General features: G+C 44.2%; 14 protein-coding genes and 3 rRNA genes. 8 read left to right on the top strand and 9 right to left on the bottom strand.

Annotated elements, in window-relative coordinates; genetic code table 11:
* Window positions 1-475: 475 nt before the first annotated feature.
* Window positions 476-3019: a cell division protein HetF gene (hetF, locus tag F7734_RS18885; RefSeq protein ID WP_166481990.1), complete on the bottom strand. Its 2544-nt coding sequence runs from the start codon at window positions 3017-3019 to the stop codon at window positions 476-478.
* A 2325-nt stretch (window positions 3020-5344) separates the two neighbouring features.
* On the opposite strand from hetF, the gene F7734_RS18880 reads away from it, so the two are divergent.
* Entirely contained in the window at window positions 5345-5665 is a 321-nt protein-coding gene (locus F7734_RS18880; protein ID WP_155746120.1) for a thioredoxin family protein, read from the top strand.
* Here the strand turns inward: F7734_RS18880 and F7734_RS18875 are convergent.
* Both F7734_RS18875 and F7734_RS18870 read right to left on the bottom strand, forming a co-directional pair.
* On the bottom strand, window positions 5662-5892 hold the full coding sequence (locus tag F7734_RS18875) for a hypothetical protein (RefSeq protein ID WP_155746119.1): 231 nt from the start codon (window positions 5890-5892) through the stop codon (window positions 5662-5664). The two genes, F7734_RS18880 and F7734_RS18875, sit on opposite strands and share 4 nt — an antisense overlap.
* Before the next feature lie 138 nt (window positions 5893-6030).
* Complete coding sequence (locus F7734_RS18870; RefSeq protein ID WP_155746118.1) at window positions 6031-7857, bottom strand: DUF5942 domain-containing protein; 1827 nt, start codon at window positions 7855-7857, stop codon at window positions 6031-6033.
* Window positions 7858-7973: 116 nt separating this feature from the next.
* Between F7734_RS18870 and F7734_RS18865 the strand changes: the two genes are divergently transcribed.
* The 4 genes from F7734_RS18865 (at window position 7974) to F7734_RS18850 (ending at window position 10687) form a co-directional block, all read left to right on the top strand.
* Window positions 7974-8387 carry a hypothetical protein gene (locus F7734_RS18865; RefSeq protein ID WP_155746117.1) on the top strand — a complete coding sequence of 138 codons (414 nt, stop codon included), beginning with the start codon at window positions 7974-7976 and terminating at the stop codon, window positions 8385-8387.
* Between the two features lie 77 nt (window positions 8388-8464).
* On the top strand, window positions 8465-9286 hold the full coding sequence (thiD, locus tag F7734_RS18860) for a bifunctional hydroxymethylpyrimidine kinase/phosphomethylpyrimidine kinase (RefSeq protein WP_155746116.1): 822 nt from the start codon (window positions 8465-8467) through the stop codon (window positions 9284-9286).
* A gap of 269 nt (window positions 9287-9555) precedes the next feature.
* Entirely contained in the window at window positions 9556-10125 is a 570-nt protein-coding gene (locus F7734_RS18855) for a hypothetical protein (RefSeq protein ID WP_155746115.1), read from the top strand.
* Between the two features lie 223 nt (window positions 10126-10348).
* Window positions 10349-10687: a P-II family nitrogen regulator gene (locus F7734_RS18850; protein WP_017749852.1), complete on the top strand. Its 339-nt coding sequence runs from the start codon at window positions 10349-10351 to the stop codon at window positions 10685-10687.
* A 69-nt stretch (window positions 10688-10756) separates the two neighbouring features.
* On the opposite strand, the gene rdgB is transcribed toward F7734_RS18850, so the two are convergent.
* From rdgB to F7734_RS18820, 6 genes are all read right to left on the bottom strand, one after another.
* The gene (gene rdgB / locus F7734_RS18845; protein ID WP_155746114.1) at window positions 10757-11335 is read right to left on the bottom strand and encodes an RdgB/HAM1 family non-canonical purine NTP pyrophosphatase; all 579 of its coding nucleotides are present in this window, start codon (window positions 11333-11335) and stop codon (window positions 10757-10759) included.
* 76 nt (window positions 11336-11411) lie between these two features.
* A complete protein-coding gene (locus tag F7734_RS18840) occupies window positions 11412-12848 on the bottom strand; it encodes a phosphoglucomutase/phosphomannomutase family protein (protein WP_155746113.1) in 1437 nt (478 codons plus the stop codon).
* Between the two features lie 206 nt (window positions 12849-13054).
* Window positions 13055-14002, bottom strand: a complete 948-nt coding sequence (gene pip, locus F7734_RS18835; RefSeq protein ID WP_155746112.1) for a prolyl aminopeptidase — start codon at window positions 14000-14002, stop codon at window positions 13055-13057.
* Window positions 14003-15277: 1275 nt separating this feature from the next.
* Window positions 15278-15395 (bottom strand): 5S ribosomal RNA (gene rrf, locus F7734_RS18830).
* Between the two features lie 219 nt (window positions 15396-15614).
* Window positions 15615-18483 (bottom strand): 23S ribosomal RNA (locus F7734_RS18825).
* A gap of 342 nt (window positions 18484-18825) precedes the next feature.
* Window positions 18826-20314, bottom strand: a 16S ribosomal RNA gene (locus tag F7734_RS18820).
* Together the 16S, 23S and 5S rRNA genes form the textbook arrangement of a ribosomal RNA operon.
* A 700-nt stretch (window positions 20315-21014) precedes the next feature.
* Here F7734_RS18820 and F7734_RS18815 point away from each other — a divergent pair.
* From F7734_RS18815 to glgX, 3 genes are all read left to right on the top strand, one after another.
* Entirely contained in the window at window positions 21015-21704 is a 690-nt protein-coding gene (locus tag F7734_RS18815) for an alpha/beta fold hydrolase (RefSeq protein ID WP_155746111.1), read from the top strand.
* Window positions 21705-21807: 103 nt separating this feature from the next.
* On the top strand, window positions 21808-22881 hold the full coding sequence (cax, locus tag F7734_RS18810; RefSeq protein ID WP_155746110.1) for a calcium/proton exchanger: 1074 nt from the start codon (window positions 21808-21810) through the stop codon (window positions 22879-22881).
* Window positions 22882-23172: 291 nt separating this feature from the next.
* Window positions 23173-25299, top strand: coding sequence for a glycogen debranching protein GlgX (gene glgX / locus F7734_RS18805; RefSeq protein WP_155746109.1), 2127 nt, complete (start codon window positions 23173-23175; stop codon window positions 25297-25299).
* Window positions 25300-25307: the final 8 nt, after the last annotated feature.

The following is a 25307-nucleotide window of genomic DNA, read 5'->3' as shown; positions in this document are numbered from 1 at the left end:
TGTGTAAAATCTATTTTTAGCATCAGAGTTTACCTCTGGGTCACACCATGAGTGCTTTTCATCTATAATACTTGTTATTGGCGCTACAGAAAACTATACTTCTTAGCCGTTTTTAGTATAATTGAAGATTGGATTGATAGTCTTGTTCTGTCTACGAGAAGAGACACGGCGGACTAAAGTCCTGCGTGCTCTCCTTCCTGCCTCCCCTTAAAAGTGGGAGGCTCTCACGCTCCCGTATTATTTTGGTAGTTGATATTTTTTTGGGTGGGCTACGCCTCCTGTCGGGATCTGTAACGCTCGGCGGAGCCTCGCACTCTGCATTCCCAGGCTGAGCCTGGGAACGAGAGACAGCCTGGGAACGAGAGACAGCCTGGGAACGAGAGAACGACAACTAGTCCAAATATAAAAACCAATTAGCTTCAAGGTAAAAACCTTGAAGCTATTGAGATAAATACATCATTTTTGTCAGAGGTTGTTAACTACTTCTTCTAACAGGGCGCTGCTTTAGTCTCAGCTCAAGCAAGGCTTGCCAATCTTGAATGGCTCGATCTGTCCACATCCAATCTTGGCTCAATTCCTGAGGTTGGAAATTGGCTGAATCGTCTTTGAGAACTTTTTGACGCAGTTTAATCGCTTCACTAAGATACTGTTGTCGTTTTGCCGCAGGTTGCTGGTATGCTGTCTTATACAATCCAAGGGCTAACCCAGCATAAGCCGTTAAGGCATCTTCAGGGATTGGTTTTACATTCTTATCATTGTCTGCAAGAGGAGTTACAGACGTTTTTTGTTCTTTAACTGCTACATCTAACGCCTTAAACCAAGCGTCATTAGCACGAATAAGATTTCCTTCAGCATAGTAAGCAAATCCTAAAGCGTTTTTATAAGTTAGCGATGTGGGGTCATTTTTAACGGCACTTTCCCAGAAACGCCGAGCATCATTTAAACTATACTTCCTGTCCCCGCGTCGGAGAGACTGCCATGCCAATCGCCCTTTAAGAAAGTTAACCCAGGAGTCATCGACTTTGTCTTGGGGAATGAGACTGAGGGTTTTTTCCGCATCAGGAAGTGCGCCACGATTGAGGAGTTCTTCCACAGCTTTAAGCCCTTCTTTTAAGTCACTTTTGCTTAACCTCTCAGTGGCATAGGTAGTCAAAACCTCAACAGATTCCTTGTGGATCCTTTCTGGGGCAGTTGGGGGTATGGGAGGAACTGCTGTAGGAAATGGCGGAGTTTTTGACAACAAATTAAAACCTACAATCGCTACAAGAGCACTTGTCGCAGCAACGCCTATTATACCCAACGGGTTGCGTTTTTTCTGCTGTTTTAGCTGAGTTTGTTGTGATGGTACGGTTTCAGTTGATGGGGGAAGTTGTAAGTGATCCCAATTGCCTTCCAATGTTGGAGGTGTTTCTGAGGACGCGGCGTTAGAGGAGGGTAATTCGCGACGCCCTACACCTTGTTGTTTGCCGTATGCGGCGGCGGCTCTTACTTCTTCCCACATCCCAAGATCGCTTTCGAGGGATGCTATCTCTCCTGAAACTTCACTCTCATCAAAACGATCGTCATCAAAGTCTTGCACGAGTTCAGCAGTCATGGAGTTTTCAGACTCAGCCCTTTGGCGATCGATTTGGCGGAATAAATCGGAAACTATGGCAGAGTCTTCTTCATAGCTTGGCTCGTCATACTCAATCTCATCGGCAAGATCGTCCAACCAGTCCAAATCTGAGGGTTCTCTGGCTAGGGGAGGTATGATCTCGTCAATTGGTAATGGCATATCGGCATCATTTGCCGTATCTGGATAAATTGAGGTTGTAGTCGTCGTTAAAGCGCTGGAATTGTACTCGTCAATTAACTCATCGTTGTGAATTGGATGCATTCCCGGACTGAGATAGCCGTTAAATTGTGGCTGAAGATACAGAATCGGTAATGCCCAGTACATTTGATGGGAACTGTAGGCTGCAATTAGCCCTTGGCGCATCCGACTGACGCACAAATCTACGGGATATCCCAATAAGAGATTGCGGTAGAACAATTGTGTTAGTGTAAGCGCTACATCGTCGGGTATGCGTTCTGACATTGCCAAAACACTTTTTATACCTCGTTTGACTAAGCTTTCTGTAAGATTTCGTTCGCCCGTATCTCCTGAAGGGTCGGTGGTGGCGGCGTATGTTCCCAGGCAGGAGTTAAACACTGCCATTTGTATGTGATTGTTGACTAGCAAGCCTGCTAGGTCATCTCCACTTAGAGTTTCTTTCAAGCCAGTTCTACCACTGACTAAGTAAATTTCCCCACCATTCGGTCCTGGGTTGCTATGACCGGAGTAGTGTAGAACGTGGTATCTCCCTTGTTCTAGGGCTTGTGTCAACTCCTCTCGCCCCGGTTGCTCTAGCAAGTTCAATCGAATACGCGGAATGCCTCCATTGGCACTGCGATGCAGTTCTTCTTGCAGTCTGACAGCTTCTTGCTTGAGTAAATCTAGGCGAACTAAGTCTGTAGGTGAAGCAATCACCATCAACACTTTGATACCGCTCTCCTCGTATGGTGGTACTGGCATACTTGTGGTAGGCAGACGAGAAGTACCGCCAGACGCACTTTGGTAGCGAGAAAATGCTATGTATAAACCAGTAGCTATGGGGCGATCGCCTGCGTGCATGACTTCCCACGGCAGACGAGCTAACCTGGTATCTTTTAATCCCAAGCGCAAGCGCAGTACCTGTTGGTGGTTCTGAGCGATTCCTTGGGCGGTAATCCAGCTATCTCTGAGAGTGCCTTGAAACAGTGCGTTGTACAGTTGTTGACCCAACGCTACCAAGTTAATGGAGTTTCTTGCGATCGCATCTCCTTGGAGCACTAATTTTAATGGGTCGTTCATCAAATGACCTGCAGCCGTCAACCAATCAGCTACAGGCCAAGTCACCAGTTCCTCTGCCAATGGCACCCCAGGCGCGACTTGTTCCGTCCGCACCAAGTAGTCATTTTGCCCTACTGGGGTTACGGAAATGTGAAATTCCTGGGTCACAACTTCTCCTGCTTGCCTCCTAAATCTGGTTTGGAACGCGAAAGTTTCAAGTCGATGTTTCGCTATTTCTGATACCTTAGATGCATCCCGCCACTGAATGTTTCTGATTCAGGTTGTTCTGCTTAACATAATCTAACCCACGAAAACTCATATTTCCTAGAGCAGAATTCATAGTGTATTCCGTGCAACATAAGAAATAGGTTTGGAGTAGGTGCAATGTTATCTAAGGTAACAAGGAGAGAAAATTCCTCCTTCAAGACTAAGACTACATTTCTATAAGTTAAGTAGTTTCAGCTCTTGAGTTTGTGAATTCTACCTCCTTTTTTAACTTTATCCGGATTTTATAAGTTCCGCCCAGAACATTCATAGTGGTAGATGCACCTTGATCGCAAGCTCCCATGAAGCTAATCAAAGTTTTTTGGGAGTTTTTCTGTGTTTTCTTGAAGAAGGCACGAGTCTGAAAGCATTAGGACAGCGCTTCACACCCTACCCAATTCAAGATGCTCATCAGAAAAAGCAAAAGGGAATACCTTAAAATTTTTCTTCCCTTCTGCCCTTTGCCCTCTACCTTGCCCAAAGAGTTTCGTGGTTGATGCGATGGTTGATGCAACGAAACAGTGTGATGACGGCAAGGTTACAATCTACGGAAAAGCATCCGGAGACATCCTAACAATTAGTTTCCCCTAATAATTAACTCCCCTGACTCAAACCGACACCCTCTACGGATTTTTCTGTGCTTTGCATACCATATTATTCTCCAAAGTATAGATACAGTTGACGCAGTGCATGAAAGTGACTGCTGTTTTACAAGAGTGGTAGTGACCTGCAACGCTTTTTAAGGCTGTTCTTTAACGGTACATGAAAATACCGTATTGGTAATAGACGACTCAAATGAAATTTGAGAGCAGGATTGGTAACGTTTAGTTCCAACCAAGTCAACAATTTTTACCTGTTTTGGAAAAAATGTTCCGGATCGAATGGTTACCAATAGAACAGAGTAGTGGTAGATGCACCCTGATAACTGACTCCCCTGGATAGCTTTTTAGCTACTAGGGGTCTTTTTTTTATGAGACAAATAATACTTCAATTTTTTGCGACTTATCCGGATGCCCTGGTTAATCTAAGAACAATGTAGTGGTAGATGCACCCTGATAACTGACTCCCCTGGATAGCTTTTTAGCTACTAGGGGTCTTTTTTTTATGAGACAAATAATACTTCAATTTTTTGCGACTTATCCGGATGCCCTGGTTAATCTAAGAACAATGTAGTGGTAGATGCACCCTGATAACTGACTCCCCTGGATAGCTTTTTAGCTACTAGGGGTCTTTTTTTTATGAGACAAATAATACTTCAATTTTTTGCGACTTATCCGGATGCCCTGGTTAATCTAAGAACAATGTAGTGGTAGATGCACCCTGATAACTGACTCCCCTGGATAGCTTTTTAGCTACTAGGGGTCTTTTTTTTATGAGACAAATAATACTTCAATTTTTTGCGACTTATCCGGATGCCCTGGTTAATCTAAGAACAATGTAGTGGTAGATGCACCCTGATAACTGACTCCCCTGGATAGCTTTTTAGCTACTAGGGGTCTTTTTTTTATGAGACAAATAATACTTCAATTTTTTGCGACTTATCCGGATGCCCTGGTTAATCTAAGAACAATGTAGTGGTAGATGCACCCTGATAACTGACTCCCTAGTGGACTTTCGGCTACTAGGGATTTTTTTGGAGATGCAAAAATACCCAATTTTTTCTGACTTGTCCGGATAACCCTGGTTAAGCCTAGAACATAATAGATGGTAGATGAACCGTTAATTAAAAAAACACGTAACAACCCTGATTAAGCTTAGAACACAGTCAACCAACGGCAGATGTACTTCGATCGCTGACTCCTCTAGTAAGCCATCAGCTTCTCAGTTTATATATTATTTTTGACACAGAAAACAGCAAAATTACATAAATTTTTGGCAAATTTTCCGGAATCTCCTAGTTAAGCTAAGAACATAGAATCTTGTTAGATTCACCATCATAACTCAATTCCTCAATTAGCTGACAACTAGCAAAAAATTTTTTAGATTTCTTATAGATCGAGAACTATACTGGTTATCCTTTAGACTACTTACAATACCACAAATCTTTAAAGAAGTGCTTTCATAAAAGCGTCTCTTCATCTGGTATCGCGTACAAAAGTTTTCTCAGTTATCCAGTATACTTTTACAATTCTTAATATTTTTTCTAAAATTCTTGACTTCATATTCTGGTATGGTACTTTTTGGGGAAAAATCTTATCTTTTGCCTAGTAATTGTAGAGTAATGGGCTTATGAGTTTAGCTGTTATTAAGTTTTCATCAGAAGACTGCGGCATTTGTCACAAGATGTCTTTTTACGACCAGAAAGTTGCTGAAGAGCTAGGTCTGGAGTTTATTAGCGTGAAAATGCAAGATACAGCGACTTACCGCAAGTATCGAAAAATTTTGCTAACTCAGTACCCTGATAAATCAGAAATGGGATGGCCTACCTACATTGTCTGTGATTCACCGGAAGGGGAATTTCAGATTATTGGAGAGGTAAAAGGGGGTCATCCCAAGGGAGAATTTAGAAATCGTTTGCAAGCAGTTCTAGATTCGAGTCATTCTAATTAGGAGTCAATCAGCTCAAAAGATTTAACCTCAAGAACGGGACCAATCATAGCAGCAGTCATCACATCTTTGCGAATTTCCCCCGTCACTTTTGCGTGTTGTCCCGATTTAAGTAAACTTTTGTCAGCACCTCTGAGGATTTCATAGGTGGTTCCTTCATTAGTAACTAACGCCCAAGCGCCAGTCCCAATGTCGCGACGTTGAATACTACCTGTAACTGTAATGCTCATTGGTTGGTGGTTAGTTGTTAGTTGTTAGTGGTTGGTGGTTAGTTGTTAGTTGTTAGTTGTTAGTGGTTAGTTGTTAGTTGTTAGTGGTTGGTGGTTGGTATCCACTATCCACTAACTACTATCCACTAACCACTATCCTTAGGTAGTTTTAACTGCTAAACGTGCTAAACCAAAACATAGCAAGGCGTTAACGGTAAGGAAAAGACGCGCAACAATACCACTACCCATTCCCCAAACGGCTGGCTCTAATGCCGCACTCACTGCTAAACAAGCTGCTACACCGATTGATGTCCCAATGGCAAACCACTTCCAGTCCCGGTGTCCTAGCAGTAAAGCTATTAGAATCAAGGGAATCAATACACTAGCAAACAACGGGTTAAGAGCATTTGTTCCTGGGAGGCTATTGCCTAACTCAGGGATAGAGCTTCCCAATAAACGGAAAGGCCATTGAGGAAGGTCAAAGATATAAAATCCCTTAAAGGGGAACAAACCAGAACTACCAGCGATTAAACCAAATGAGAGACTCCAGCCCCAGTTGAATGGGAAGTAAACCCGCAAAAACCAAGCTAGGAGATAGGAACCGAGAACCATCAAAACTTTAGGTAATAGGGCTACAGCACCGCCATCAATCCAGAATCGGGGGTTGAGATAGCCGTTATCGCGCAACCAACGGAAGAAATCTTGGAAACTAATTTGTCCGTGGGTGGCAAGTTTCACTGCGGCTTCTGCATTGAGTTGCCCAGCACCATAGTAGTTCAAACTGTCATTTTCAATAGTTCTTACTGACTGCTGGAGAACTTCTGCAACTCGATCTGGTTCTTTCACCCCGGCGGCTTTAATTAACGCAGCAACGCCTGCAACGTGAGGGGCTGCCATACTTGTTCCTTGATATCCCATAAACGCGGCTGCGCCATCATTTTCTGGATCGATTGTTTCTTGCAAAATTTTACCAGTATCGCTACCACCAGGAGCTGAAATATCTACTCCAGCACCGTAGTTAGAGTATGGAGCTTTCTCTCCATCAGCACCGAGAGCAGAAACACCAATAACATGGGGATAACGTGCTGGATAAGCAGCCGAATTCTCATTTTCATTACCAGCCGCCGCAACTATCACCACACCTTTGCTATAGGCGTAATCAATCGCATCCTTAAGTAACTGGCTTTCACCGCCACCGCCCAAACTCATGTTAATAACGTCTGCACCGTTATCAGCAGCAAACTTAATCGCTTCAGCTATATCAGCTACGGTTCCGCCACCATAACCACTCAGAACCTTTAAAGGCATCAGTTTCGCTTCGTAGGCAATGCCTGCAACCCCATAACCATTATTAGTCGCTTGAGCGATGGTACCAGCGACATGGGTGCCATGTCCGTTATCGTCATCAGCTTCTGAGCGATCGTTAACAAAATCGTACCCAGGGACAAATTTTGTTTCATCCAAGTCACGCACGCGAGTCACACCACTGTCAATCACTGCGACGGTAACACCGTTACCTTTATTTTGACTCCACGCACCTTCTACATTGATATTGTGAAGATTCCACTGCTTGCTGTACATTGGATCGTTAGGTCCGCTTACAGCTTTTCCACTAGGAGCCTGCAGCAGTGATAAGTCTCCAGTCAAATCAGCTTTCTCAGGTTGTGGAATTTTATAGATATAATTAGGCTCAATAAATTCCACCGCTTTGGCGAATCGCGACTTTCTCAGTTGTTGAAGTCGCTGTTTATCGCCCTTAATGATATACACATTCTCCTTGGCGGAAAATTTGTTATCCAGTTGGGGCGTGACGTGGTACTCTTGGGCTAGTGCTTGCAAATCTTGTTGCAAGACTTCCTGAGGAATATCTTCACGAAAATTTAACAAAATTGTATCGAATTCACCATTGGCTGCCAGTCCCTGAAAACCAAACAGGGCAACACTCAACCCAATGATAAACAAGCAAAATATTATAAGCTTTCTCATCTAACCGATTACCGCTTCTTGCCAGGTTGCTCACTAACATAACTCAAACAAGACCGTTGTTGGTGAATTTTGCATTAAAATTAAAATCCTTAAGCAAACCTCAGGAATTTTTTAAGATGGAACGCGGTCTGCTGTGGTTACCCCTATTATTTGCATTCTTTTGGTTGGCTTGGCAAGGCTCGAAAGAGTATCAGAAAATTGAAGCCTACCGTACTTGGGCGCAGCAATTTGAAAAGGCTAAGTACGATATTTATTCAGTTTTAGGTCAAAAAGGTTCCCAAATCACTTGGGGCAAACCCACTCCAAAAGGTCCGGTTAAACTAGAAACATTTTCTTTGCTGGATGTCCAAGAAATCCGTCTTTTGGTAGATGACAAATCGGTAGACCTTAAAAATCATCCGGAGAAGGGTCGTACTATCGAGTTGGAATTTGTTTTTCCCGATCGCTCTCAATCGGTTCGTGTTCCCTTTACAGAGATTCCCCTAGCCGCAGAATGGGGGAAGTATTTACAGTCATTGGTTAATGGTTAGTAGTTAGTGGTTAGTGGTAGCTTGTTACTACGAACCACTAACTACTAACTACTAACAACTAACCACTAACCCTCATTATGAACACCGACATATCATCCAAAATACCTGTGGCTTTAACAATCGCTGGTTCTGATAGCGGTGGAGGTGCGGGTATTCAAGCCGATTTACGCACTTTTGCTTTTCACTGCGTTCACGGTACAAGCGCGATCGCTTGTGTTACAGCACAAAATACTTTGGGTGTCATGAGGGTGGAGGCAATACCGCCACAGGCTGTTGTCGCGCAAATCAATGCGGTTTGTGATGATATTGGGGTGCAAGCAGCAAAAACGGGAATGTTGCTGAATAAGGAAATTATTGCTGCTGTTGCTGAACAAGTGGAAGTTTTACAAATTCCTAATTTAGTCGTCGATCCAGTTATGGTATCCCGTACAGGAGCTCAATTACTAGATGATGATGCTGTAAAGAATCTTCGCAATCTTTTAATTCCCAAAGCAGTACTTGTAACACCAAATCGCTATGAAGCCCAAATTTTAAGTGGTTTCCCGATTAATTCCCTAGATGACATGAGGGCTGCATCTCAAATTATTCACCGCAACACAGGTGTTAAGGCGGTTTTGGTTAAGGGTGGAGGTATGCAAGGTAGTCTGCGTGGGGTAGATGTTTGGTTCGATGGGCATCATATGGAAACTTTGACGACTAAACACATTGATACACAAAATACTCACGGTACTGGTTGTACCCTTTCAGCTGCGATCGCTGCTAATTTAGCTCGAGGATCGGACTTGATAACCGCAACCAAGCAAGCAAAGGAGTATGTTACCACTGCACTGTCATACTCTCTAGCTATTGGCAAAGGTCAAGGTCCTGTGGGACACTTTTTCCCATTATTAATTAAGTAGGGGATTGGGGATTGGGGACAAGGAGAAGGGGTAGACAAGGTAGACAAGAAACTCCCCCTTGTCTACCTTGTCCTCCTTGTCCCAGTCCCAGTCCCCAGTCCCCAATCCCAGTCCCCAATCTCCTTGTGTATTTAGTCACGAAATTGTACATTAAGATTCTTCCTTAAGGGCATTTTTCCATTATCTTAAAGCTTAGTTTCTGAGGCTGAGTATCTTCGATCGCAGTCTCTTATTGTTCAATTACATTAAATTGTGATTAGAATCCTCTAATGCGTGCAACCACAGGTTCGGTCAACAACACTACATCAAGTGCAACCACTCCAAGCTACTCCCCCTCTGTACCCCTTTCGGTTTACCGGGATTTGGCAACTGAGCTGCACTCTGTTCGGGCAAATTTGAATTCTCTTTCTGCCCAGAATCAAAAACTTGTGCAAGAGAATGAGTTACTTCGACAGGAAATTTCTAAAGCTGTTGAGTCTATCTTGCATTTGCAAAAACTGGTTGATTCTCAGCCCAAAGTTAGTTATTATCAAGCACCTCCTCCATCATCTCATGATTCAACACCTCAAGCAAAAAGACAGATGACGCAACCTTCTTCCAAGAAGCAAGGTTTCCGCCCGCGTCCTGTTGTCGTCACAAATGAAGTGGAAATTGATATTCCTACTCCACAATCCGTTTATGTAGAAGAGCAGGAAGCAAGTTATTATCTTCAGGATGAACCAGAACCTTCGCAACTGAATAGCTGGTGGTTTATAGTAGCTATCTTGTTCATTATTGTTATGGGTTTTGGCGCTGGTTATTTAATTGTACGCCCCTTACTCGGACAACATACTCGTTAAGAATGCTTTCATAACGCTAATTAAGGTCTATGTTGTGTTAAATCATACCAATTTAACCCCAGAATGTAATAGATAGTAGGGTGAGATTAATCCAGATAAGGCTTTCTCAATCCAAAATCTAAAATCTAAAATCCAAAATGGTATAAGCTACAAAGAAATAAAAATTGAGCGTCAAAGTCAGAGAATCTGCTTAGATAGAATACGTACAAGTTAGGAGAGAAAAATGAAGAAAGTTGAAGCGATTATTCGTCCCTTTAAGCTTGATGAGGTGAAAATTGCTTTGGTCAATGCTGGTATAGTTGGCATGACAGTTTCTGAAGTACGAGGTTTTGGACGCCAGAAGGGTCAAACTGAACGCTATCGCGGTTCTGAGTACACTGTAGAGTTTTTGCAAAAACTGAAAGTAGAAATTGTTGTTGAAGATAACCAGGTTGACATGGTTGTCGATAAAATTATTGCTGCTGCTCGTACTGGCGAAATTGGTGATGGTAAAATATTTATCTCACCAGTCGAACAAGTGGTGCGAATTCGTACTGGCGAAAAAAATACAGAGGCAGTTTAGTTAGTTAAGGGTTAGTGGTTAGTAGTTAGTGGCGAGTCAGAAATTCAACTAACAACTAACAACTAACAACTAACCAATAGCAATTGTCCCCAACTTTTGAAGCAAAGTATCAAAGGCTTTACCTCGATGACTAATTGAACGCTTCATCTCTGGCGTCATCTCTGCATAGGTCAATTGCACTTCTTGGACATAAAAAACTGGATCGTAGCCGAAGCCACCAGTTCCACGAGGTTCATAAAGAATTTCGCCGTGACATATGCCTTCTGTTTGTAAAGCAATACTACCATCTGGACGGGCGATCGCAACAGCACAAACAAATTGGGCTTGCCGATTTGGTGTATCACCCAATTCTCTCAATAATCTGGCAATGCGATCGCTATCGGTTGTACCATAACGAGCAGAATATACTCCAGGCGCACCGTTTAGAGCATCCACTTGCAAGCCAGAATCATCCGCAATTGCCCAGTTTCCTGTGGCTTTTGCAACTTGGGATGCTTTTAAACAGGCATTGGCTGCAAATGTTTCTCCCGTTTCTTCTACTTCTAATTCTTTAGGTTTAAGGGTTAATTCCCAATACTCTTGAGCCAGGTAAGCTTGCATTTCGCGCAATTTTCCTGGGTTTCCTGTCGCTACAACAAGTAATTTCATGAATGATGAATTATAAATTATGAATTATGAATTAAAAACTAGCACAATTCATCATTCATCATTCATCATTCATCATTTATTCTGCCCAATCTTTTGCCCAAGCAAGAGTTTGATGCACTTGTTCTAGGGTTGGGGCTTCGCAATACAGGCGCAAAACTGGTTCGGTTCCGCTAAAACGAATCATTAACCAACTGTTATCGGCTAAGCGGAATTTGTAACCATCGATGGTTTGGCAATCAATAACTGATTTTCCGGCGATTTCTGTCAGAGGTTGGGTTTGTAGTTGTTCTAGAAGACGCGATCGCACCTCCATACTGGACAATGGTAAATCGATGCGATCGTATGCGGAAGTAAAACGAGTTTGTTCCTGTAGGTGACGGTAATAGTCACCCAAATCTAGCCCGGATTCAACAATGGCTTCTAGTACATACAATGCTGAAAGCAGTGCATCTCGTTCGGGAATGTGACTGCCGTAACCAATTCCTCCCGACTCTTCTCCACCCAACAGCACCTCTGCTTCTAGCATTCTATCAGCAATATATTTATAACCTACTGGTGTTTCAAATACTGACAAATTGTGTAGTGCGGCTAAGCGAGGAATCAAATCCGATCCACTTACGGTTTTGACGATTTCACCTTTAAAGCTGCGTCTTAAAGTTAAATGGTCAATAAGTATGGGGACTAATACTTGCGAACTGAGGAAATTTCCGAATCCATCTACTGCCGCAATGCGATCGCTGTCTCCATCAAATACCAAACCTACTGTTAAGCTAGAGGGAGTGGTTTCTCGATGATGGCCCATCACTTCAAACAACTTTGAAAGGTATTTAGGCAGGGGTTCTGGCGCACCTCCACCAAAGAGAGGATCGCGATTGCTGTTCATCTCTTTTACTTCATTGCCAAGTAACATTGCCAACCCACCTGCGGCGGCACCGTGCATAACGTCACCAAATACTGTGAGTTTACCTGAAGAGATAGCATCACGAATTTTAGTAATATTAACTTTGCCTTCTAATGCTTTACAGTAACTTTGCCAAGGATTAAACTGTTCTATCTTGCCTGGGGTTGATGCTGGTGGTATTTCTTGAGTTAACAGTGCTTCTATTTGTTTTGTCACTTCAGGAGGTACAGAACCACCGAAGGCGCTTTTGACTTTTAAGCCCAAATATTTTCCAGGATTGTGACTTGCAGTAATTACCAATGCCCCCAAAGCATTTTGTTGCTTTGCCGCCCAACTAAAAGCGGGAGTTGGGGCATAAGTGTCTGTCAGTAGCACATCAAATCCAGATGCTGATACAACCTCAGCAACTTTACGCGCAAAGTCTTCTGCCATGAACCGTCGGTCATGTCCCACAACGATTTTACGGCTACCTACTTTTTCCCCATATGTATCAAATAATACTTTTGCAGCTATCGGCGCAACTAGAGCTACGCGTTCAAAGGTGAACTCATCTGCAATGACGCCACGCCAGCCATCTGTCCCAAACTTGATTGAGTTAGTTGCAACTCGCATCGAGGTATCCCAACTTCCTAACATAGGATTGTAACATTTACATAGGGCACCCGGTACTAATAGAACACATTGTTTCAATAAGTACAATGCATCCCTAGACTGTTATGACAAAAAGTGTAGCAAATTTGTTCCACAATTGGGCAATGGGCAATGGAAGGAAATGATTTTTTACCATGCCCCATTCCCTATGCCCTATGCCCCATGCCCTATAAATCTACAAAATTATCTGTTGCTTCGATCAAAGCACTCAGAATTCCTGGCTCGGTCATGGAATGTCCAGCATCAGGAACAACAATAAATTCTGCTTCTGGCCACGCACGATGTAATTCCCAAGCTGATATCATTGGACACACAACATCATATCGACCCTGAACGATGACTGTAGGAATATGACGTATGTGATGGACATTTGCAAGCAAGCGATCGTCTGTTTCAAAAAATCCTTTATTAATAAAGTAATGACACTCAATTCTCGCAAACGCCTCTGCGAAAACATTCTCGCCAAACTTTGCCATCAGTTCTGTGTCTGGAAACAATCTGCTTGTACTAGCTTCCCAAATTGACCAAGCACGTGCCGCTTGCAATCGAGTGTTAGAATCTGGACTGGTCAAGCGTTCGTAGTAAGCTGTGAGTAAATCATCACGTTCATCTGGTGGAATTGGTTTTAAATATTCTTCCCAAGCATCAGGAAAAATATAACTAGCTCCCTCTTGATAAAACCATTGCAATTCTTTTTGCCGTAGCATGAATATCCCACGCAGAATCAACCCCGCACACTGAGAAGGATGGGTTTGACTGTAGGCTAATGCTAAAGCACTCCCCCAGCTACCACCAAAGACAACCCACTTTTCTATATTTAAATGCGATCGTAGTTTTTCAATATCACTGACCAAATCCCATGTCGTGTTTTCCCGTAGTTCTGCATGAGGAGTGCTTTGACCGCAACCCCGTTGGTCAAACATAACAAGCCGCCATTTTTCTGGATTAAAATATTGTCGATAGAAGGGTGGACATCCACCACCCGGTCCTCCATGGAGCAAAACAATAGGCTTACCTTGCGGGTTTCCTGACTCCTCAAAATGAATTGTATGTAAGTCAGAAACCTTTAGACTGCTTTCTTTGTAAGGTTCTATAGGTGGATATAGTTTTTTCATGCTGCTTATTTTACCGCCTTTTATAGTGCAATTATGCAGTTTAAAACAGTTCAAGTACTAACATAAAGGTAAAAAAACTCGGTTTCTTCATTGAGGCGAGGGATAGGTTCCTATCCAATACTTGTCGGTTAAGCTTAAACAATGAAATTACGTAGGTTGGGTTGAGGAACGAAACCCAACATTTACAAGCATTTGTTGGGTTTCACACACGGGTTTACCCCTACTACAAAAACTCGAGATCCCTTGCAGTATTGGGTTCCTATCGGATTTTTGAAATATACGTAGGTAAGGCAAAATCCCACTAGATAAGACACTCAGTAACCATTGCCCACCCTACAGTACTTAAAACTTTTCAGAAATCATTTCATAGCTACTTAGATTATTTCGCCAAAAGAGTTATTAACAGACAACTTAAGGGATTTTAATTCGACGTTAGTGTAACTATTTTGTCTTAGAGTCGAATGCTGTTTCTCCAGGAATGCGATACTTATAAGTTATTTGCAAGGGAGAGGAATTTAAAGTTTTAGCAAGAAAATGTTTGGAAAGCAAACAAGACAACGCTTTCTTTACCCAAAGCTATAATTTTTCAAGGCTATGGTTTCAATACTATTTATACTGACTCACCAATAGACAAAATAGTTACACTAACGGCAGATTAAAATCTTTTGAATTGTCTATTAATCAGCCTTTTGGTTGAAAATCTAAATGAATACTCAGACATACATTCTTTTTATTAGCAAAAGGATAAAGAGGAAACATAGCTAATATTAATATCTCCGATCTAACTCAGACTGGTGCTGAGCTTTTCCAAGACTCTGAAACGTTCCTCGATCAACTTACAGATCGGGAATTCAACAATGTACAAGGAGGGTTAACACTTGCTAAGACCGTAACAGGTTTAGAAACACCCTACATATTGGAAACTGCGGGCGTAACGGGTTTAGAAACCATACCGGAATTATTCGCCATATTGACTGTAACTGCTAGTGCTCCTGTATAGATCTTAGAATCCCTCATCCAATACTGTTCGGTTAAACTTACAAAAATAAAAATGGTAGGTTGGGTTGAGGAACGAAACCCAACATTTTACCCAGTTTGTTGGGTTTCGTTCCTCAACCCAACTTACTAATATTCTTATCCGAGCAATATTGAAGCTACATCTGGATTATATGCCTTCGGAAAAACTCTAGGTTTCAAAATGGACGGGGGTTAGACGATCAAAACAAAGCCCTCTCCCGAATGTTTCTTTAGGAGAGGGCTTTGTTCTATTTATAAACCTGGCATCGAGCTATTTTCGCGGGCAGCTACCCGCCAACTATCGTCGCCGCATCAATGTTTCACAGCTGAGTTCGGGATGGAATCAGAGTGGGACCACCGAGCCATAGACACCAGGTTTGAAGCAGGGGGCAGGGCGCTGGGTGCGGGGGGAAATTTCTTGTTCTTGTTCCCTCATCTTGCCTTCGCATCTTGCCCAAGACTCGGACTTTAGCTTCACAAAACCCTGAAGACTGCACAGAAACGCGATTCACTCATGGGCAAGGAACAAGGGTGAAGAAATCAGGGATTTGTTCTCCCTGCTCCCTACGCCCTGCCCAGAGCTTTTTCAAAAAAAGAGGTCAAGTCCTCGGTCTGTTAGGACAGCTAGGCTAAGTACATTACTGCACGTACACCGACTGCCTATGAACAGGTGTTCTACCTGTGACCTTACCTAGTTAAACTAGTCAGAGCACTCATCTTGAGGTGGGCTTCCCACTTAGATGCTTTCAGCGGTTATCCGCTCCACACTTGGCTACCCAGCGTCTACCACGGGCGTGATAACTGGTACACCAGCGGTGCGTTCCTCCCGGTCCTCTCGTACTAAGGAGGACTCCTCTCAATGCTCTTGCGCCTGCACCGGATATGGACCGAACTGTCTCACGACGTTCTGAACCCAGCTCACGTACCGCTTTAATGGGCGAACAGCCCAACCCTTGGGACGTACTTCCGCCCCAGGTTGCGATGAGCCGACATCGAGGTGCCAAACCTCCCCGTCGATGTGGACTCTTGGGGGAGATCAGCCTGTTATCCCTAGAGTAACTTTTATCCGTTGAGCGACGGCCATTCCATTCTGTGCCGTCGGATCACTAAGACCGTGTTTCCACCCTGTGAGACTTGTTGGTCTAACAGTCAAGCTCCCTTATTGCCTTTGCACTCAACGCACGGTTTCCAAGCGTGCTGAGGGAACCTTTGTGCGCCTCCGTTACCTTTTAGGAGGCGACCGCCCCAGTCAAACTGCCCATCTGAAACTGTCTCCCGATTGGATTCACAATCGTGGGTTAGAATCCTAGCTTCGCGGGGGTGGTATCTCACCGTTGGCTCCATACCCCCCACAAGGGGTATCTCCACGCCTCCCACCTATCCTGCGCAAGCCAAGCCCGGACCCAATTCCAGACTACAGTAAAGCTTCATAGGGTCTTTCTGTCCTGGTGCAGGTAGTCCGTATCTTCACAGACATTCCTATTTCGCCGAGTCTCTCTCTGAGACACCATCCAGATCGTTACGCCTTTCGTGCGGGTCGGAACTTACCCGACAAGGAATTTCGCTACCTTAGGACCGTTATAGTTACGGCCGCCGTTCACCGGGGCTTCAGTCGTCAGCTTTAGGGAAACCCCCTGACCAACTTCCTTAACCTTCCGGCACTGGGCAGGCGTCAGCCCCCATACTTCCAATTGCTTGTTTGCGGAGACCTGTGTTTTTGGTAAACAGTCGCCTGGATCTCTTCACTGCGACCCACTTTCGTGGGCACCCCTTCTTCCGAAGTTACGGGGCCATTTTGCCGAGTTCCTTAGAGAGAGTTATCTCGCGCCCCTGAGTTTTCTCAACTTCCCCACCTGTGTCGGTTTCGAGTACGGGTTTGATGTTTTCATCACAGCCATAACTTTTCTTGGCACTATCTTTCACAACTCGGCATCCTTAGACACCTCCCAATCCATTCAGGGCGTTGCTATTTTTCATGCGATTTATCTCTGCTCCCACATCAAAGTTCGGGATTGTTCACCCGATGTCCATCGACTACGCTTTTCAGCCTCGCCTTAGGTCCCGACTAACCCAGAGTGGACGAACCTGCCTCTGGAACCCTTGGGGTTTCGGGGCTAGGGATTCTTACCCTAGTTTGCGCTACTCAAGCCGACATTCTCACTTCCGTCTCGTCCACAGCTGCTTGCCGCTACTGCTTCTACCTATCACGGAACGCTCCCCTACCAACAGACAATGATGAATTATGAATAATAAATTATGAATTGTTTTTTCGCCATTCATAATTCATAATTCATAATTCATCTTTTCTATTCCACAGCTTCGGTACATCGCTTAGTCCCATTCATTTTCGGCGCAGGAGCGCTTGACCAGTGAGCTATTACGCACTCTTTCAAGGATGGCTGCTTCTAGGCAAACCTCCTGGTTGTCTATGCACTCCCACCTCCTTTACCACTGAGCGATGATTTTGGGACCTTAGCTGGTGGTCTGGGCTGTTTCCCTCTTGACGATGAAGCTTATCCCCCACCGTCTCACTGGTAACTCTCCACTGAGTATTCTGAGTTTATCTCGATTTGGTACCGGTCTCCCAGCCCGCACCGAAATAGTGCTTTACCCCTCAGTTTTTCTGTTACCGCTGCGCCTCAACACATTTCGGGGAGAACCAGCTAGCTCCGAGTTCGATTGGCATTTCACCCCTAACCACACCTCATCCGCCGATTTTTCAACATCGGTCGGTTCGGACCTCCACTTGGTGTTACCCAAGCTTCATCCTGGACATGGTTAGATCACCCGGGTTCGGGTCTATAAATACTGATATCTCGCCCTCTTCGGACTCGCTTTCGCTTTGGCTTCATCTTTGACTTAACCTACCAGTACCTATAACTCGCCGGCTCATTCTTCAACAGGCACGCGGTCATCCGTTGAATCGGACTCCCACTGCTTGTCAGCTCACGGTTTCATGTTCTATTTCACTCCCCTCAACGGGGTTCTTTTCACCTTTCCCTCGCGGTACTTGTTCGCTATCGGTCACACAGTAGTATTTAGCCTTACGAGATGGTCCTCGCTGATTCACATGGGATTCCTCGTGCCCCATGCTACTCGGGATGAAGCTTCTATCCTTGAGTTTTTGACTACAGGACTTTCACCTTCTCTGGTGCAGTATTTCGCTGCTTCGTCTCACCGCTAGATTCGATGTTGCTTTCCCACTACCCCAACAAGTTAACCTGTTGGTTTAGGCTCTTCCCCTTTCGCTCACCACTACTTAGGGAATCTCTGTTGATTTCTTTTCCTCCAGCTACTAAGATGTTTCAATTCACTGGGTTCGCTCTTTCGTTTTTGGGTTGCCCCATTCGGACATCTCCGGCTCAAAGCATGCTTCCTGCTCCCCGGAGCTTTTCGTTGGTAACCACGTCCTTCTTCGCCTCTGTGTGCCTAGGTATCCACCATGAGCCCTAATTCACTTGACCACTATTTTTGCTCATTGCTAATTGCTCATTGCTAATTGCTAATCGTAAAAAACAATTAGCCATTAGCCATTAGCTCTTAGCTCTTATCGCGTTTCTATGCAGTTTTCAAGGTTCTGGCTGGATTTCTACCCAGCAGTCTTGTCCCAATTCTCTGACAAGTTGCTGAATTTCTTCCTCAGATGATTCTTTTGGCTTGACTGCCTTACAATGATGACGAACCAATCATAGTTTGAAAGCCAATTTTCTTTCCTCGCACGACCTGGGATGTCTGAAAATTATGAATTGTGAATTGTAAATTTCATCATTCACCATTTCTCATTCATAATTCAGTTGGTCTCCCTAAAAGGAGGTGATCCAGCCACACCTTCCGGTACGGCTACCTTGTTACGACTTCACCCCAGTCACCAGTCCTGCCTTCGGCATCCTCTTCCACGAATGGTTAGAGTAACGACTTCGGGCACTACCAGCTCCCATGGTGTGACGGGCGGTGTGTACAAGGCCCGGGAACGAATTCACTGCAGTATGCTGACCTGCAATTACTAGCGATTCCACCTTCACGAAGCTGAGTTGCAAGCTTCGATCTGAACTGAGCCATGGTTTATGAGATTTGCTTGCTATCACTAGCTTGCTGCCCTCTGTCCACAGCATTGTAGTACGTGTGTAGCCCAGGACGTAAGGGGCATGCTGACTTGACGTCATCCCCACCTTCCTCCGGTTTGTCACCGGCAGTCTTCTTAGAGTTCCCAACTTAATGATGGCAACTAAGTACGAGGGTTGCGCTCGTTGCGGGACTTAACCCAACATCTCACGACACGAGCTGACGACAGCCATGCACCACCTGTGTTCGCGCTCCCGAAGGCACTCTCTCCTTTCAGAGAGATTCGCGACATGTCAAGCCCTGGTAAGGTTCTTCGCGTTGCATCGAATTAAACCACATACTCCACCGCTTGTGCGGGCCCCCGTCAATTCCTTTGAGTTTCACACTTGCGTGCGTACTCCCCAGGCGGGATACTTAACGCGTTGGCTCCGGCACTACGCGGGTCGATACGCGTAACGCCTAGTATCCATCGTTTACGGCTAGGACTACTGGGGTATCTAATCCCATTCGCTCCCCTAGCTTTCGTCCCTCAGTGTCAGTTCTGGTCCAGCAGAGCGCTTTCGCCACCGGTGTTCTTCCCGATCTCTACGCATTTCACCGCTACACCGGGAATTCCCTCTACCCCTACCAGACTCCAGTCTCTCAGTTTCCACTGCCCTTATCTAGTTGAGCCAGACTCTTTGACAGCCGACTTGAGTGACCACCTGCGGACCCTTTACGCCCAATCATTCCGGATAACGCTTGCATCCTCCGTATTACCGCGGCTGCTGGCACGGAGTTAGCCGATGCTGATTCCTCAAGTACCTTCATTTTTTTATTCCTTGAGAAAAGAGGTTTACAACCCAAGAGCCTTCCTCCCTCACGCGGTATTGCTCCGTCAGGCTTTCGCCCATTGCGGAAAATTCCCCACTGCTGCCTCCCGTAGGAGTCTGGACCGTTTCTCAGTTCCAGTGTGGCTGATCGTCCTCTCAGACCAGCTACCGATCGCCGTCTTGGTGCGCTCTTACCACACCAACTAACTAATCGGACGCGAGCTCATCTTCAGGCAGCAAGCCTTTCACCCTAAGGCACATCCGGTATTAGCAGTCGTTTCCAACTGTTGTCCCAGACCTGAAGCCAGATTCTCACGCGTTACTCACCCGTCCGCCACTATCTCCGAAGAGACCGTTCGACTTGCATGTGTTAAGCATACCGCCAGCGTTCATCCTGAGCCAGGATCAAACTCTCCGTTTTGAAGTGTTTCTGCTGTAGACACACCATACTGCGTCTCTACAACATCTTGGCTACTTATTGTTTTTTTGTTTTGGGTTTCTACCCGCAACTTAATTTCTTGACGAGGTTTTAAATTGCTTGGCTTTCAAACTATTGCTTTATCTTGGTTCGGTTGTGTGGGCGCTTTTCTCTCTCGCTTCACACTTTATCCAAGATAACAACCCGTTTTGCCTTTGTCAAGGGGTTCTGCTGATTTTTTTGGAAGTTTTTGGAGAAATAGCTCAAACCCTTATCGAGTAACAGTTTCAAAGCATTGACAATTTTTCGGCTTTCAAACTTATCTATATATATGTCTTGGTTCGGCGTGCTTGGTGTTTTGCCTATAGCACCAATCAAGTATAGCTGCACTATCAGCAGTATGTAGAGAAAAAATTAATTAATCGCATTTGGGTCAAAGCTCGCTATCGATCGCAGTTCGGCAGGATATCGGGACAAATAGGTGATTCTTCATTCAAATTCTTCTTGTCTATCGCTATTGACCCGTAGATAGAGGCTACTTCCCAGTACTGGATAGAAACTGGATACAAGCTTTTGGACGTAAAAACTTACAACTTACATCCACAAGCTTGTCTTAAGTACTAACTAGCAGCGTTGTTTACTGCTTTCGTTACTGAACTATTTATTAACTTTTATCACTAACTATAGAAATTGGGAGAATTTTATGCCACCTATTTACGATGAATCATTTGAGATGATTGTTGAAAATGCGGAAGAAAAACCCCAAGAGAAAGAATACCATCCTGTAAAACTCATAACAAGCAGGGGTTCAATTCATTGTCGCTACTATTTAGTTGAGAGTGCTAAAAAAGCAGTGATTTTGGTTGGAGGTGTGGGTGGTGATTGGGATTCACCTGCTCGGGCTCTGTATCCGCTATTAGGGGAAGTTCTGCAGAAAGACGGAATAGCTTCCCTACGAATACAATACCGCAATCCAACAGATTTAGTAGAATCTACTTTAGATGTTTTAGCGGGTCTTACCTATTTACAAGACAAAGGTGTTGAAGAATTTGCTTTGATTGGTCACTCTTTCGGAGGTGCAGTGGTTATCCAAGCCGCTGCTCAATCCCCAGATGTCCGCACTGTTGTCACGATCGCTACCCAATCTTATGGTACAGACCCAGCTAGTACACTAGCAACGAGATGTTCTCTTCTGCTGTTGCACGGCATATCCGATCCAGTACTGCCAGTTTCATGTTCCCAATACGTCTATCAACTTGCAAGCGAACCAAAACGTCTGATTGTCTACCCGGATGCGGGGCACGATCTTAATGAAGTCGCTGATGAAGTATATCTCGTAGTGCGGAATTGGATTGTTCAACAACTTAATCGTGCAGCTGCAAGTTCGTATTAACGATTTTATAGATAAAAGGAAGCTTTGCACAACTGCAAGCTTTTTTATCCAATCGATAAGCAGTAAAATTTTATCATTACCAACTCTCAGCCCAGCACTGGTTATGAAAAATAAAAATATCATTCTGTTATCGATGCTGGTTTTTGTGCCAATCTCAATCGCCGCACAGGAGCTACATTTAAATCCATTAATTATTTTTGCGACTTCTGGTCTAGCAATTATTCCTTTAGCAGCATTAATCGCAAACTCTACGGAAGCGATCGCAACAGTCATTGGCTCTGCTTTAGGGGGTCTACTTAATGCTACCTTTGGCAATGCAACCGAGATGATTATCTCAATAGTCGCTCTCCGGGCTGGTTTAGTTGATGTAGTCAAAGCTAGCTTAACTGGGGCAATAGTTGCGAATTTGCTCCTCGCACTGGGGCTAGCGATTCTTTTTGGCGGGTTGCGTTATAACGAACAAACATTTCAACCTGCTGTTGCTCGCATTAACTCGTCTTCTTTAACACTAGCAGTCATTGTTGTGCTTACACCTGCTGCAATTCAATTTACATCAGACGGTTTGCAACCCTCAACACTCAATAATTTTTCCTATGCAGCTTCCATATTGCTATTGACGTTTTACTGTTTGATGCTCTTGTTCTCAATGAAAACTCATAAATATTTATATCTTGTGGAGGGGTCTAATGATGAACCTTTAGAATCTAGCGAACACAAAGTAAATATAGGATTACAAGTCATTATACTTTTAACTTGTACCGTAGTTCTTGTTTTTGTTTCTGATATTCTGGTTGAAAGTCTCGAAAAAGCTATTTCGACTCTAGGGTTGACCAGCCTGTTTACAGGTGTCATTCTTATTCCCTTATTTGGGGGTTTTGTAGAATATATTACTTGTATCTCTTTTGCCGTTAAGAACAAAATGGAGTTAGCTGTTGCTGTAGCCATAGGATCGAGTTTACAGATAGCACTGTTTGTAGCTCCCGTGTTAGTTTTAGCTGGTTGGGTACTCGGTCAACCCATGAATTTAAGCTTCAATCCTTTTGAACTGGTGGCAGTGGCTATGGCTGTAGTTATTACCAATTCCATTAGCAATGATGGGCGTACCAACTGGTTAGAGGGAGTTCTGCTGCTCATAGCCTATGCCGTGTTGGGAACAGCATTCTACTTCCATCCTTGAAAATGTAGCTAAAGTCGCGATCCGGCTGTACTCCCTTAAGCTTCGCTTATCGCACAAGCCAATATAACCAGTTACTCACCTGAAGAAATATTTTAGTCACAAGTAACGAAAGTTATAGCGAGAATAACTATCTCAAATGACGTATTGAATCTTGAGATTGTGTGGTTTCCATCTTTATTCACACAAACATCCTCCTATAGATAGGCTCGAAAAAAACCATTCGTAGCAAATAATTAACAAAAGTTGAGATCCGAAGTCATTTTACATAAATTTATATCTGCGGTTCCTCTTATGTACGTAGCACTTTGGCCCGGAAATGTTTATCCCTTAGGGGCAACCTGGGATGGGAAAGGCACAAATTTCGCCTTATTTTCAGAAAACGCAACAGGTGTTGAGCTTTCCCTGTTTGATAGAGACGACAGAGAAACGCGTTTAACTTTGACAGAAGTTAGTAACTTTGTTTGGCACGGTTACGTGCCAGGAGTAGGACCCGGACAAAGATATGGGTATAGAGTACATGGTCCCTACGCACCGCAGGAGGGGCATCGCTTTAATCCCAACAAATTGCTGATCGATCCCTATGCAAAGGCTTTAGATAGTGATGTTGGCAATGGTGCAGAATTATTTGGTTACTCTTGGGACTCTCCAGAAGCAGACCTTTCGTTTTCAGATTTGGATAGCGCCCCTTTGATGCCAAAGTCTGTTGTGATAGATCAGACCTTTGACTGGGAAGGCGACCAACTCTTGCGAACTCCTTGGCATGAAACTGTAATTTATGAAACCCATGTCAAGGGTTTTACTAAGCGCCATCCAGATATTCCCGAAGAAATGCGCGGTACCTATGCTGGTTTAGGTCATCCAGCTGCGATCGAACATCTCCTCCGACTTGGGATTACAGCAGTTGAACTCATGCCCGTGCATCACTTTCTCTCACATCCCGGACATTTGGTGGGTAAAGAGCTAAAAAATTACTGGGGTTACGACTCCGTTAACTATTTTGCTCCTTATGCTGGTTACAGTTCTAGCGGAACTTTGGGAGAACAAGTCACTGAGTTCAAGGAGATGGTTAAAGCACTGCATCGTGCTGGAATAGAGGTAATATTAGATGTTGTATACAACCATACAGGAGAAGGAAATCACTTAGGTCCCACACTAACGCTACGAGGTATTGACAATGCCATTTATTATCGACTGGTAGAGAACGACCCGCGCTATTACATGGATTACACGGGTTGCGGGAATTCTTTATACGTGCGGCAACCGCAAGTCCTAAAACTCATTATGGATAGCTTGCGGTATTGGGTTTTGGAAATGCACGTAGATGGCTTTCGCTTTGACTTGGCTTCAGCCTTAGCACGAGAGTTGTATGAAGTCAACAGTCTGGCAGCTTTCTTTGACATCATTCATCAAGACCCCGTACTAGCTGGTGTGAAGCTGATAGCTGAACCTTGGGATTTGGGAACTGGTGGTTATCAAGTGGGTCAATTCCCAGTTCTTTGGTCTGAGTGGAATGGCAGATATCGCGACACAGTACGAGACTTTTGGCGCGGAATTGATGAAAGTTTAGGGCAATTTGCTTACTGTTTCACGGGTAGTCCTGACCTGTATGCGCTAAATGGACGGCGACCCAATGCAAGCGTTAACTTTATCACGGCACACGATGGCTTTACCTTAAATGACCTGGTAAGCTACAACGACAAACACAATGAGGCTAACGGAGAAGACAACCGTGATGGGGAAAGCCACAACCGTTCTTGGAACTGTGGCTGTGAGGGTGAAACAGACGAAATAGAAGTATTGCAACTGCGAGAACGTCTGAGGCGAAACTTCTTAGCAACACTAATGCTGTCCCAAGGTATCCCAATGTTGCTAGGGGGAGATGAAATGGGACGAACTCAAAAAGGCAATAACAATGCTTATTGCCAAGACAATGAAATTTCTTGGTTCGACTGGGACTTACCTCAAGGAAATGAAGACTTAGTCAATTTTGCTCGCGAACTCGTTTACTTCCGCAAACAACATCCTGTTTTTCGTCGGCGGAAATGGTTTCAAGGCAGACCAATTTACGGAAAGGGTATCAGTGATATCGAGTGGTTCAACCCTGACGGCAGTGAGATGACTCAAGAACAGTGGGATATTGGTTACGCTAAGTCAATTGGAGTTTACTTAGATGGAAACCAATTGCCCAGTGTAGGTCCTAAAGGTGAACGCATCAGCGATGATAGTTTTCTCCTATTCTTTAACGCTCACTATGAAACCCTTGAATTCTCCCTACCAAATGCAATGCAGCACAGGGAATGGTTAATTGTGATTGATACAAAAGAACCTCGTTTTGTTCAAGAGGAAAGGAGTTACACGGGGAACCAAGCTGTTCCTGTTGTAGCGAGGTCAATGGTTGTACTACGTCGTTTAGGTTAGGGGCTAGG

The sequence above is a fragment of the Scytonema sp. UIC 10036 genome (genome assembly GCF_009725235.1).
The sequence above is the reverse complement of the archived record's forward strand: the minus strand, read 5'-3'. Positions and strand labels throughout refer to the sequence as shown.